This is a genomic window from Bradyrhizobium sp. S3.12.5 (genome assembly GCF_040548225.1).
GTDB lineage: Bacteria > Pseudomonadota > Alphaproteobacteria > Rhizobiales > Xanthobacteraceae > Bradyrhizobium > Bradyrhizobium cytisi.
The window spans coordinates 302347-315341 of the sequence record NZ_JBEPRF010000001.1; the positions used below are offsets into that span (position 1 = coordinate 302347).

Below are 12995 nucleotides of genomic sequence, written 5' to 3' on the forward strand. Positions count from 1 at the left end.
ACCCTACGCGTCTTGCCCCTGCACCGGAACCATCTCTGGCGCGGCCGTGCACTGCGCTGGCGCAAAATTATGCAAGGAACGGGCCGCTTTGGGAACCCGGAGCAGCACTGAGGAACGCCGATTTGGTGCTACATTGACCACAGATTCAGCCATCAGTGTGGAGGAGACGCCCCATGAGACTGCTGATCGAAATCGCCGCTGCAGCGCTTCTTGTCATCTGCATCGCCACTTCGAGCGCTGCCTTCGCCGCCGGCAAGCGCAGCGCCGACGGTCTCAGCTGCGGCTTTACCGTCCCGCAAAATGCAACTCCCGTCGTGCGTTGCGCCGCCATCAAGCACCAATGCGGTGGGAAGTTTTATGCGAGTGCGTGCGGGGATCGGTTGATGTCGGCGGTGAATTGAGCAGTTGCGGCGAAGCGAGACTGCTTCCACGCGTCCTGGCGCAACTTATGACGGATCACTTTCGACGAGATTTATTCCTTCGTCGCTGAGTGCCTGCATGACCGCTTCGATGTCTTCGGGAGCCATGGTGGCTGATGGCAACAAGTCGTTGAGCTGATCGAATGTGACGACACCTGTCGGGCGGCCTAGCTCGAGTGCCATTCGGATTGCATCCTGTAGTCTCACGTGTCGGTCCTCCAGCAAACCCTTCTACTAAGAGGGAAGACTCTCGACCTTGTCCTGCCGCGCTCTAGAACAAATTAAGAACACTTTAGCAAGTCTTTGATATATCATTGTGATTCGGCGCATTGCCGACACAACATCTAGGGTCTGACAGCCGTCGCGAGGACTACATGTCCACCATTGCCTTCGATCAATTTGCCCTCACCCGGATCGCCGATTTCGCGCGGTCGCTGTCGCGGCTGCACCAGGCGGCGCGGCGCTATGCCGTCGACGACGACCGGTTTGACCGCGAGTTCAACGCGGTGTGCCAGTCGATCTGGGGCTACACCATCGACGACATCAGCGACGATCTGTTCGCGCCCGAGGATCATCATTTCCTCGACACGCTGGACGAATCGCATGCGCGCATCTTCGCGGCCGAGCAGGGCTACGACCTCGTCAGCGAGACGGGTATGCTGACCGACTGGTGGGGCTTTTGCTGGATGATCCTGGCCGAGAAGCGCGGCCTGCTGACGGCCGAAAACCGTGCTGCCGCGCGCGCGGCGATCGAGGAGAAATATCTGGCGGCGCCGAATGTGATCGGGGTGATCATCGGGAGATAGCGCAGCAATGACGGCTTGGTTTGAAGCCGGGCTCTAATCCAATCCCGCCCGCTTCGCCGATTTCGCTGGCGTCTTCGGCACCGTCACATCCGGCAGCGTCTCGCGCACGATCTCGGCTGCCGGCGCATCTGCCGCCACCGTCTCAGCGCGAACCGGCGCCACCTTCATCTCGCCGAGCCGGGCGCGGACCTGCGCGGTGAGGCCGGGATAGGAGGCGACGGGGGTGAACTCGGCGGTCTGGTCAATGCCGAGGCGGACGCCGGTATAGGCGACCAGGCCATCGGTGGTGGCGATGACGTCGCCGGCCTTCAGCGAACTGTCCAGCGTCAAATCGACCGGAGCGAGCCCCGCTGGCTCGCGGCCATTGCAGGTGCAGTCCGCGCGCAACGCCTTGCGGTAGGCGAACGCGTTCTCGCTGTCGGCGTAGCGCTCGCCGGCCTGCGAATAGGCGCCGTCGATCGAGGAGCCGAAGAAGATCTTTGTGGTGCTGGCAGGACAGAAGGCCTGACACATCTGTGCCGGCGAGGCGAGGCCGCGCATCAGCGGAAAATATTTGCCGTCGCAGCTGCGCACGCAGAAGGCCGGGCCGGAGCCCCCGGCCGCCGCCGAGCGGGTTGGCGGCACATATTGCGGCTGAACGGCGGGGTTCTGCTGACTAGCGAAGGGATCGACGTAGGAGTTCGCCTGCGGCACGTCGCGCTGCGGGCGCTGCTGGGCTCCGCCGAAGAAGAAGTCGAACAGGCCTTCGGCCGAAACCGGGGCCGGAGTTGCAAGCAGCGGTGCTGCAAGGGTGGCGGCCACTAGCATCGCGCGACGCCGCCGGCGCGCATGGGACAACTCTGTACGCAACGCTTACTCCACCCGACGCTACCGAACCGGCCAGGACCTCTCAAGTCTCAGCACATGATTCACCATAAGGCGGGATGGTAAATGAGCGGTTGAGGGGGCCGTGGCCTCTCGTCAAGCCTTCAAAAATTCCGACGCTGTGTACAGCGAGCGGAACGGCAGGCCGGCCGCACCAAATGTGTCGGTGGCGCCTTCCTCGCGGTCAACCATGGTCAGAACCAGCACCACTTCGGCGCCGGTCTCGCGCACGGATTCCACAGCCTTCATCGCCGAGCCGCCGGTCGTCGTGACGTCCTCGACGATCACGACGCGCTTGCCGTCGAGCGTCTCGCCCTTCGGCAGGCCTTCGATCGCGAGCTTGGCGCCATGCTCCTTCGGCTTCTTGCGCACGAAGAAGGCCGCGATCGGATGGCCCTTGATCCAGGAGATCTGCGCCAGCGCCCCGGCCAGCGGCACCGCGCCCATCTCGAGCCCGCCGATGAAATCGAGCTGGTCGTCCTTCAGCGTCTCATAGGTGAGCTCGGCGAGCAGCGTCGCGCCCTCGGGGTCGAGCATGGTCGGCTTGAGGTTGAAATAGAAATCGCTCTTGCGGCCCGACGCGAGCGTCACCTCGCCCCGGCCGAAGGAGCGGCGGCGAATGATTTCGAACAGGCGGGCGCGGGAGGCTGATTTCGACACGGCGGTCCCTCGGAAGCGTTTTGAGAGTGGCGGAATCTATCCGCGACGGCTGCGACATTCCAGAGGGAGCGTCCCCAGTCAACAGGGATCGGCCATCCCGGTCCGCCGGTTGTGGAGGTGCAACTTTCTGGAGTAGGTGGATGCTCGAGACCTCGGGCAAGAAGCTGGGCCAAGGAAACAGGCAAATGACCATCGAGCTGCACACCTGGAACACGCCGAACGGCCGAAAAATCTCGGTCGCGCTGGAGGAAATGGGCCTGCCCTACAAAGTGATCCCGGTGAACATCACCAAGGGCGAGCAGATGGCGCCGGGGTTCCTCAAGCTCTCGCCGAACAACAAGATTCCTGCGATCCGCGACCCCGAGGGCCCCGAGGGCAAGCCCGTCAGCATCTTCGAGTCCGGCGCGATCCTGCTCTATCTCGGCGAGAAGACCGGCAAATTCCTGCCGAAATCGCTCGCAGGCCGCATCCCCGTCTACGAATGGCTGATGTGGCAGATGGGCGGTTTCGGGCCGATGCCGGGTCAGGTGCACCATTTCATCGCGCTCGAGAACGAGCAGGACCGCGCCTACGGGTTGAAGCGCTTCATGGCCGAGACCCGCCGGCTCTACGGCGTGCTGGACCGCCGCCTCGACGGCCACGATTTCGTCGCCGGCGATCTCTCGGTCGCCGATTTCGCCATTTTGGGCTGGGCCTGGCGGCATCCGCGCCACAAGGTCGAGCTCGCCGACTTCCCCAACGTCAAGCGCTGGTACGACGCCTTAATGGCGCGCCCGGCGGTGAAGCGGGGCATGGACGCGAAGCTGGATTGAGGTGGAGGCTGTCGTCACCCGCGAAGGCGGGTGACCCAGTATTCCAGAGACGGTTGAGTTAGAGCCGAGAAGCCGCGGCGTACTGGATGCCCCGCCTTCGCGGAGCATGACAGCGTTGCGCTCACACCTTCCGTGCCTCGACCGCCATCCTGACCGCAAGCCCGGCGAGCACCGTGCCCATCAGCCAACGCTGCACCAGCATCCAGCTTGGCCGTTCGCCAGGAATAGCGCGATCGATCCGGCCGCAAGCGCAATGATCGCATTGACGCTGACGCTGAGCGCGATCTGGATCGCGCCCAGCACCACAGACTGCGTCAGCACGCTGCCGGCCGCGGGATCGATGAACTGCGGCAGCAGCGCCAGATACAGCATCGCGATCTTCGGATTGAGCAAATTGGTGACGAGCCCCATCGCAAATAATTTGCGCGGGCTGTCGATTGCGAGCTTCTTCACCTGGAACGGCGAGCGCCCGCCCGGCTTCACGGCCTGCCAGGCGAGCCACAACATGTAGCCGGCGCCGGCGAAGCGCAGCGCGTCATAGGCGAAGGGAATCGCGAGCAGCAGCGCTGTGATGCCGAACGCCGCGCACAGCATGTAGAACACGAAGCCGAGCGCGACGCCGCCGAGCGAGACGATGCCGGCCGCCGGCCCCTGCGTGATCGAGCGCGAGATCAGATAGATCATGTTCGGTCCGGGCGTAAGCACGAGACCGAGGCAGACGAGGGCGAAGCCGAGCAGGGCGGAGGTGTGGGGCATGAGTGAACCGATGCAGGGGATGCACCGGTTCTAATATGCGAAGCGCGGCGGAGCCATCGCGCAATTGTACGGAGGACAATTGAGTGGAAGCGTCTCGCCTCAGCGTCGTCCCGGCCTTCGCCGGAAGACATGGTGCTTGTGGCGCAAACGGGGCGAGGTAAGAAAAGATCAGTGCGCCTCGTCCCAGTTCGTGGCCGCGCGCGCGTCGACATGCAGCGGCACCGACAGCAGCACGGCCGGGAACGGCGCGTCCTGCATGACGTGCTGCACGACGGGGAGCGTCTTTTCGACCTCCGCATCCGGCACCTCGAAGATCAGTTCGTCGTGCACCTGCAAGAGCATCTGCGCCGAGAGCTTCTTCTCGGCCAGTGCGTCCTCCACGCGCGTCATGGCGCGGCGGATGATGTCGGCGGCGGTGCCCTGAAGCCGCGCGTTGATCGCGGCACGTTCGTTGAAGGCGCGCACCGAGGCGTTGGAGGCCTTGATGTCGGGGTAATGGCACTTGCGGCCGAATAGCGTGGTGACGTAGCCGTGGCTCCGGCAGAAATCGCGCGTCTCGTCCATATAGGCGCGGATGCCTGGGAAGCGCTCGAAGTACTTCTTGATGTAGGCTGAGGCTTCCTCGCGCGCGATGCCGAGCTGGTTGGCGAGGCCGAACGCCGAGATACCGTAGATGATGCCGAAATTGATCGCCTTGGCGCGGCGGCGGATCTCGCTTGGCATGCCCTTGATCGGCACCCCGAACATTTCCGACGCGGTCATCGCGTGAATGTCGAGCCCGTCGCGGAACGCCTGCTTGAGCACGGGAATATCGGCGATCTCCGCCAGCAGCCGCAGCTCGATCTGCGAATAGTCGGCGGAGACCAGCTTGTGCCCGGGTGTCGCGATGAAGGCGCGGCGAATCTTGCGGCCGTCCTCGGTACGGACAGGGATGTTCTGCAGGTTCGGCTCGTTCGAGGACAGCCGGCCCGTCGTGGTCGCGGCCAGCGCGTAGGTCGTGTGCACGCGATGGGTCTGCGGATTGACATAGGTCGGCAGTGCGTCGGTGTAGGTCGATTTCAGTTTCGAGACCTGGCGCCACTCCAGAATCTTCTTCGGAAAATCGTGGCCCTGCTCGGCGAGCTCATCCAGCACCTGCGCGGTGGTCGACCAGGCGCCCGTCTTGGTCTTGGTGCCGCCCGGTAGTCCCATCTTGCCGAACAGGATGTCGCCGATCTGCTTGGGGCTGCCGACATTGACCGGCTCGCCCGCGATCTCCTGGATTTCGGCCTCGACGCGCGCGGCGGTCTGGGCGAATTCGCCGGACAGACGCGACAGCACCTGGCGGTCGATCGAGATGCCGCGCCGCTCCATGCGTGCGAGCACGGAGACCAGCTGCCGCTCCAGCGTCTCGTAGACCGTGGTCATGTGCTCGGCGACGAGGCGCGGCTTCAGCACGCGCCAGACGCGCAACGTCATGTCGGCATCTTCCGCAGACAGCGGCGCGGCCTTGTCGATCGGCACCTGGTCGAAGGTGATCTTGCCCTTGCCGCTGCCGAGCAGCTCGCTCTCTTTCAGCATGGCGAGGCCGAACCAGCGCTCGGACAGCTGCTCCAGCGCATGCGAGCCGCGACCGGCATCGAGCACGTAGGAGATCAGTTGGGCATCGTCGATGTTACGCAGCGTGATGCCGTGCTGCGCCAGCATCACGGCAGTGAATTTGACGTCGAAGCCGATCTTGAGAATGCCTGATGATTCCAGCACCGGCCGCAGCGCCTGGATGGCATCGGCGTGCTTGACCTGATCCGGCGCGAGGCCGGCGTCGAACAGGCCGGCGCCGCCGCCGGATTGCTTGTGCGCGAGCGGCACGTAGCAGGCATCGTTCGGCCCCAGCGCGAGCGCGATGCCGCAGAGATCGGCCTGCATCGGATCGATCGAATTTCCTCGGATCTCGATCGCGACATAGCCGGTATCATGGATGCGCGCGATGAAGGCGTTCAATTCCGCGAGCGTCTTGATGGCCCGGTACTTGCTGCGGTCGACCGGAAGCTTGCGCAAAGCCTCTTCGCGCGCGACTGCGAGAGAAATCGGCGCGCCCTTCGGGCTCGCGGCCTTGTCCTCCTTGGTGGCCGATGCGCTGCGCTGGCCCGACGGAACCTGCGCCGGCGTGCCGGCTCCTGGTGCCGGTACGACGTCCGAAGGCGGCAGCGGCGAGAAAACGCTGGCCCCGCTGGCATAGCCGGGATCGGGATCGACGTTGGCCGGATCAATCTGCGAATAGTCGGCGACGCGACGCGTCAGCGTGGAGAACTCCATCGCCTTCAGGAAGGCAACCAGCTTGCGCGCATCCGGCTCGTGGACGGCGAGATCGTCCAGCGGCACCTCCAGCTCGACCCTGTCGTCGAGCAGCACGAGCTGCCGCGAGATCCGGGCCTTCTCGGCATTCTCGATCAGCGCCTCGCGCCGCTTCGGCTGCTTGATCTCGGTAGCGCGGAACAGGAGTTGCTCGAGATTGCCGTATTCCACGATCAGCTGCGCCGCCGTCTTGATGCCGATGCCGGGGACTCCAGGCACGTTGTCGGTGGAATCGCCGGCCAGCGCCTGCACTTCGACCACCTTCTCCGGCGGCACGCCGAATTTCTCGATCACCTCGGGAATGCCGATGCGGCGATCCTTCATGGTGTCGTACATCGTGACGCAGTCGGTCACGAGCTGCATCAGGTCCTTGTCGGAGGACACGATGGTCGCAGTTGCGCCGCGCTCGCATGCCTCTCGCACATAGGTCGCGATCAGGTCGTCGGCCTCGAAGCCGCTCTGTTCCAGGCAGGGCAGGTCGAAAGCGCGCACGGCCTCACGGATCAGCGCGAATTGCGGGATCAGATCGTCCGGCGCCGGCGGCCGGTGCGCCTTGTATTCGGGATAGATCTTGTTGCGGAAGGTGACTTCCGACTTGTCGAAGATGATCGCAAGATGCGTCGGCCGGTTGTCCTCGGGCATCTCGCGGAGCAGCTTCCACAGCATATTGCAGAAGCCGAGAACGGCATTGACCTGCAAGCCGTCGGACTTGCGGTTGAGCGGCGGCAGCGCGTGATAAGCGCGAAAGATGTAGGAGGAACCGTCCACCAGGAAGACGTGGTCGCCCTTTCCTGCCGCCTTCGCCGCGACCGGTTTGGCAGCAGCTGTCGTAGCAGCGGGTTGGGTGTCAGCTTTGGCGGAGGTCTTCGGGGAGGTTTTTGGCATGGCCGCAATGTATGAATTTTTACGGACTTTGACAGCCTTGGGTGGGGGATTTTTGGGCCGTTGGCGCCAATATCCCCCACCGTCATTCTCCACATCCTCACTGTCATTCCCCGCGAAGGCGGGGAATCCAGTACGTGGTGGCCTGTCGGTATACGACTGCTGTCTCTGGAATACTGGATGCCCCGCCTTCGCGGGGCATGACAGTTACTCCGCCGCCTGCAACACCGGTCCCGCCTTCTTCGGCACGATCCAGAACGCATCGGGCCGCTCGAACAGGAAATCGGCGTGCAGCCGCAACGCAACTTGCCAGATCGCGAGCGACCCCAGGACGCCGACGATGGTGACGATCAGCGACACCGTGCCGATGCTGGAGATGATTCCGGTGTGCAGGAGTAACGTGCGCGTCGCAGCCATCGGCAGGAAGAAGGCGAGATAGATCACGATCGAATGCTCGCCGCAGAAGCGCAAGAAGTTGCACCAATGCGCGCGCGCCAGCAGCGTGCCGATCGTAATGACGGCACATGCGCCGGCGAAGCCGAGCATGAGTGACGCGATCTTCCATTCGCTGGCGCCGAGCGCGACGAGGCCGGTATTGACCAGTGCCCAGGTCGCGAGCGCTGCCAGCGCCAGCGCGGGGTGGCTGCGCGCGCGGTCCGACAGCGCGAACACGTAAGGCGCGAACAGATACCCCGAATAGAAATAGATGAAGCGCGCACAGAACTCGTCGATCGCAGTCCAGCCGGTTGTGATGCGCGCCGTCTCCAGCGCGGCGGCAACAAGCCAGATCGCGAGCGGCGGGATTGGTCGTGTCAGTTTTGTGACGACGAAGAAGATCGGCAGCAGGTAGATGAACCAGAGCGTGCCGAACGGTTCGATGAAGGATTCGACATAGAGCAGGCCAGCGTCGCGCCAGCTGGTTTCGGCCGCAAAAGCAGGGGCCTTGAAGCCGAACTGGATTGTCACCCAGACGACATAGAAATAGGCGAAATGCACCACCTTGCGGTCGAGATAGGTCCGCCAGTCCCGATCGATCACCCGCGGCAGGAACAGGCCCGAAATAAGGAAGAAGTCCGGCATCCGGAACGGCTTTGCGAAGGCCACCAGGACATGCATGAAACCGGTCTCGCCGGCGGCGAGCTCGACCCCCAGCACCGAATGCATCATCACGACCATGACGATGCAGATGCCCTTGGCATAGTCGATCCAGTCGACACGCGCGACAGCCGGGCCCGTGGTGCCCTCGCTCGCGTCGATTGTGCCTGCTGGTGCCATGGTGTCCCGTTTCGAGCCGTGCTTTGCCCGGTCCTGTGTGGGCGTGGGGCAGTGTGGGGCCTAGTGGTTTCCGACTTCTTTACCGCTACAAATCGCGTGCCGGTTTCTAAGCGCAGGCTCTTCCTTCCCGACGGGAAAATGCTAAACCGCCCCCGGATTGGGGTTTCGTTAACCAAGCTGGAACAGGGATTCTCATGCGCATCGCGATGATCGGCACGGGGTATGTCGGACTGGTGTCCGGAGCCTGCTTTGCGGATTTCGGTCACGACGTCACCTGCGTCGACAAGGACGAGAAGAAGATCGCGGCGCTTCATCGCGGCGAGATCCCGATCTACGAGCCGGGCCTCGACGAGCTGGTCGCGACCAATGTGAAGGCCAAGCGGCTCGGCTTCACCACCGACCTGTCGAAGCCGGTTGCGGATGCCGACGCCGTGTTCATCGCGGTCGGCACGCCCTCGCGTCGCGGCGACGGCCACGCCGATCTTTCCTACGTCTACGCCGCCGCGAAGGAGATCGCGCAGTCGCTGTCCGGCTTCACCGTGGTGGTGACGAAGTCGACCGTGCCGGTCGGCACCGGCGACGAGGTCGAGCGCATCATCCGCGAGGCCAATCCCAAGGCCGACGTCGTCGTCGCCTCCAATCCGGAGTTCCTGCGCGAGGGCGCCGCGATCCGCGACTTCAAGTTCCCTGATCGCGTTGTGGTCGGCACCTCCGACGAGCGCGGCCGCAAGGTGATGGGCGACATCTACCGTCCGCTGTCGCTGAACCAGGCGCCGCTGATGTTCACCGAACGCCGCACCGCCGAGATGATCAAATACGCCGCCAATGCGTTCCTCGCGACCAAGATCACCTTCATCAACGAGATCGCCGATCTCTCGGAAAAGGTCGGCGCCAACGTTCAGGAGGTCGCACGCGGCATTGGCCTGGACAACCGCATCGGCACAAAATTCTTGCACGCCGGTCCCGGCTTCGGCGGCTCCTGCTTCCCGAAGGACACCAAGGCGCTGATCAAGATCGCGCAGGATTACGACGTGAGCTTGCGCATCGTCGAATCCGTGCTGGCGGTCAACGAGAACCGCAAGCGCGCGATGGCGCGGAAAGTAAGCCAGGCGCTCGGCGGCTCGCTGCGCGGCAAGACCATCGCCGTGCTCGGTCTCACCTTCAAGCCCGACACCGACGACATGCGCGATGCGCCGTCGATCCCGCTCGTGACCGGCCTGATCGACATGGGCGCAAAGGTGAAGGCGTTCGATCCCGTCGGCATGGAGCAGGCGAAGGGCGAGCTGCCCAGCATCACCTATTGCGAGGATGCCTATTCCTGCGCGCAAGGTGCCGATGCGATGGTCATCGTCACCGAATGGGTGCAATTCCGTGGTCTCGATCTCGACCGGCTGAAGAGCGTCATGGCGCAGCCCGTCGTCGTCGACCTCCGCAACATCTTCAGCCCCGAAGACATGGCTGCGGCCGGCTTCACCTATGAGAGCATCGGCCGGCCATCCGTGCAGGGCTGATACTACATATGATTGTCATACCCCGCGAAGGCGGGGTATCCAGTACGGCGAGATCTTCGGAATGGCCGGGATCCGATATGAGTGGATCGTCCGCCCTAGCGCGCAATTGCGCACACGGCGGACGATGACGGACCGAGACTTTTGCCCCGCAGCTTCGACACGCCCCTCCCGATCGATTCCGTGCTCGATGACCTCTCGCGCACGCTGGAGGCGCACAACGCGGCGGTGCTGGTGGCCCCGCCCGGCGCCGGCAAGACCACGCGGGTGCCGCTAGCGCTGCTTGATGCGCCCTGGACCAAGGGCAAGAAGATCATCGTGCTGGAGCCGCGGCGCATTGCGGCCCGCGCAAGCGCCGATCGCATGGCCAAGTCGCTTGGCGAGCGCGCCGGCGAAACGGTCGGCTACCGTGTCCGCTTCGGCTCGAAGATCTCGCGAGCCACACGCATCGAGGTCGTGACCGAAGGCATTTTCACGCGCCAGATACTCGACGATCCCGAGCTGTCGGGCGTTGCCGCCGTCCTTTTCGATGAATTCCACGAACGCTCGCTCGACGCCGACATGGGTCTTGCGCTGGCGCGCGACGCGCAGCTCGGCCTGCGCGAGGATCTGCGTATCCTGGTAATGTCGGCCACGCTCGACGGCGCGCGCGTCGCGAAGCTGCTTGGCGAGGCGCCCGTCGTCGAGAGCGAGGGCCGCGCGTTTCCGGTGGAGACCCGCTATCTCGGCCGCAGGGCCGATGCGCCGATCGAGCGGCAGATGGCGGACGCGATCGCCTCGGCCCTGCGTGCCGACAGCGGCTCGGTGCTCGCCTTCCTGCCGGGCGCCGCCGAAATCCGCCGTACCCAGAATTTCCTCGGTGAGCGCGTGCAGGATGCCAGCATCGAGATCGTGCCGCTGTTCGGCGCGCTCGATGCCGCCGTGCAGGACCGCGCCATCGCGCCGGCGCCGAAGGGCACGCGCAAGGTCGTGCTCGCGACCTCGATCGCCGAGACTTCGCTCACGATCGAAGGCGTGCGCATCGTCGTCGATTCCGGTCTCGCGCGCGTGCCGCGCTACGAGCCCGACATCGGCCTGACCCGGCTCGAGACCGTGCGCGCTGCGCGTGCCGCAGTCGACCAGCGCCGCGGCCGCGCCGGCCGTACCGAGCCCGGCGTGTGCTACAGGCTTTGGGACGAGCAGCAGACGGCCTCGCTTGCGCCCTATACGCAGCCGGAAATCCTCAGCGCCGATCTCTCCTCGCTGGTGCTCGATCTCGCGCAATGGGGCGTCGCCGACCCTGCAGCACTGTCGTTCCTCGACGCACCGCCTACGCCGGCTTGGAAGGAAGCCAAGAGTCTGCTCTCCGAGCTCAATGCGCTCGATGGCGACGGCCGCATCACGGCGGAGGGCAAGAGCCTGCGCGCGCTGGCGCTGCCGCCGCGGCTGGCGCGCATGATCGTGGATTCGCATCGCGCCGGCGCGGGAGAAGAAGCCGCCGAGATCGCGGCCATTCTCACCGAGCGCGGGCTCGGCGGCGACAGCGCCGACCTCGAGCACCGGCGCGACCAGTTCCGCCGCGACCGTTCGCCGCGGGCGGCAAGTGCGCGCGACCTGGCGCGGCGCTGGGCCTCGCAGGTCGCCGCGTCCGAGAAGGCCGGCCCACAGGAGGATCTCTCGACCGGCCTGATGCTCGCCTATGCTTTCCCGGATCGTGTCGCGCGCAACCGCGGCAACGGCAGTTTCGTGCTCGCCAATGGCCGCGGCGCCGCGGTCGAGCAGACGTCCTCGCTCGCCCGCGCGCCCTATATCGCGATCGGCGAGATGACGGGGACGGCTGCGAGCGGCCGCATCCTGCTCGCCGCGCAAATCGCCGAGGACGACATCGAGCGGCATTTCGCCGAGCATATCGACACGGCCGACGAGATCATCTTCGACCGCGGCGCGATGGCGCTGCGCGCACGACGCAAGCGCGTGCTGCATGCGATCACGCTGTCCGAGGCCACGCTTGCCGTGTCGCCCTCGGAAGACACCGCGCGCATCTTTGCCGCCGGGCTGATCGCCGCCGGTCTCGACCGGCTGCCCTGGTCGAAGGCCGCCAAGCAATGGCGCGATCGCGTGATGTTCTTGCGCAAGGCCGAGGGCGAAAGCTGGCCCGATCTCTCCGACGACGGGTTGATCGTGCGGCGTGACGACTGGCTGGTGCCGGCGCTCTACGACAAGATCGCGCTGAAGGACATCTCCGCCGGCGATCTCTCCGATGCGTTGATGGCGCTATTGCCGTGGGAGATGCGCGCGCGGCTCGATCGCGAGGCGCCGACCCATTTCGAGGCGCCCACGGGCAGCGTGCTCGCAATCGACTACGAGGCTGAGCAGGGGCCGACCATCGCGGTGCGCCTCCAGGAATTGTTTGGCCTCAACGCCCATCCGTCGATTGCGGCCGGCAAGGTGCCACTAGTGCTGGAACTGCTGTCGCCGGCGCAGCGCCCGGTGCAGGTGACGCGCGATCTCCCCGGTTTTTGGCGCGGCAGTTACGCCGCAGTTCGCTCCGATCTGCGCGGCCGCTATCCGCGCCATCCCTGGCCCGAAGATCCGGCAAGCGCGCTGCCGACCCGGCGGGTCAAGCCGCGCGGGACGTGAGAAATCACTCCCCGCCATTAACCGTACGCTCATCCTTTTCGTCAAAATGACACCGGCTCT

Annotated in this window: 10 protein-coding genes and 1 pseudogene; 5 read left to right on the top strand and 6 right to left on the bottom strand. The window is 64.9% G+C overall.

Annotated elements, in window-relative coordinates; translation table 11 throughout:
• Window positions 1-173 precede the first annotated feature (173 nt).
• On the top strand, window positions 174-401 hold the full coding sequence (locus tag ABIC09_RS01405; protein WP_354108177.1) for a hypothetical protein: 228 nt from the start codon (window positions 174-176) through the stop codon (window positions 399-401).
• Window positions 402-446: 45 nt separating this feature from the next.
• Here ABIC09_RS01405 and ABIC09_RS01410 read toward each other — a convergent pair whose 3' ends face one another.
• Entirely contained in the window at window positions 447-602 is a 156-nt protein-coding gene (locus ABIC09_RS01410; protein WP_354108178.1) for an RNA polymerase sigma factor region1.1 domain-containing protein, read from the bottom strand.
• A 191-nt stretch (window positions 603-793) separates the two neighbouring features.
• Between ABIC09_RS01410 and ABIC09_RS01415 the strand changes: the two genes are divergently transcribed.
• Entirely contained in the window at window positions 794-1225 is a 432-nt protein-coding gene (locus ABIC09_RS01415) for a hypothetical protein (protein ID WP_354108179.1), read from the top strand.
• 33 nt (window positions 1226-1258) lie between these two features.
• On the opposite strand, the gene ABIC09_RS01420 is transcribed toward ABIC09_RS01415, so the two are convergent.
• Together ABIC09_RS01420 and pyrE are read right to left on the bottom strand one after the other, a co-directional pair.
• Window positions 1259-2032, bottom strand: coding sequence for a DUF2865 domain-containing protein (locus ABIC09_RS01420; RefSeq protein WP_354108180.1), 774 nt, complete (start codon window positions 2030-2032; stop codon window positions 1259-1261).
• Window positions 2033-2185: 153 nt separating this feature from the next.
• Entirely contained in the window at window positions 2186-2749 is a 564-nt protein-coding gene (gene pyrE, locus ABIC09_RS01425; RefSeq protein WP_148751624.1) for an orotate phosphoribosyltransferase, read from the bottom strand.
• 185 nt (window positions 2750-2934) lie between these two features.
• On the opposite strand from pyrE, the gene ABIC09_RS01430 reads away from it, so the two are divergent.
• Entirely contained in the window at window positions 2935-3561 is a 627-nt protein-coding gene (locus ABIC09_RS01430) for a glutathione S-transferase family protein (RefSeq protein ID WP_148751813.1), read from the top strand.
• A gap of 121 nt (window positions 3562-3682) precedes the next feature.
• Here ABIC09_RS01430 and ABIC09_RS01435 read toward each other — a convergent pair.
• The 3 genes and pseudogenes from ABIC09_RS01435 to ABIC09_RS01445 all read right to left on the bottom strand — a co-directional run bounded on the left by ABIC09_RS01435 (window position 3683) and on the right by ABIC09_RS01445 (window position 8808).
• A pseudogene (locus ABIC09_RS01435) lies at window positions 3683-4317 on the bottom strand (LysE family translocator).
• Between the two features lie 168 nt (window positions 4318-4485).
• Entirely contained in the window at window positions 4486-7536 is a 3051-nt protein-coding gene (gene polA, locus ABIC09_RS01440; protein ID WP_354108181.1) for a DNA polymerase I, read from the bottom strand.
• A gap of 204 nt (window positions 7537-7740) precedes the next feature.
• The gene (locus ABIC09_RS01445) at window positions 7741-8808 is read right to left on the bottom strand and encodes an acyltransferase family protein (RefSeq protein WP_354108182.1); all 1068 of its coding nucleotides are present in this window, start codon (window positions 8806-8808) and stop codon (window positions 7741-7743) included.
• A 194-nt stretch (window positions 8809-9002) separates the two neighbouring features.
• Between ABIC09_RS01445 and ABIC09_RS01450 the strand changes: the two genes are divergently transcribed.
• Window positions 9003-10319, top strand: coding sequence for a UDP-glucose dehydrogenase family protein (locus tag ABIC09_RS01450; protein WP_354108183.1), 1317 nt, complete (start codon window positions 9003-9005; stop codon window positions 10317-10319).
• Between the two features lie 141 nt (window positions 10320-10460).
• Window positions 10461-12935, top strand: coding sequence for an ATP-dependent helicase HrpB (gene hrpB / locus ABIC09_RS01455; protein WP_354108184.1), 2475 nt, complete (start codon window positions 10461-10463; stop codon window positions 12933-12935).
• The last annotated feature ends 60 nt before the right edge of the window (window positions 12936-12995 follow it).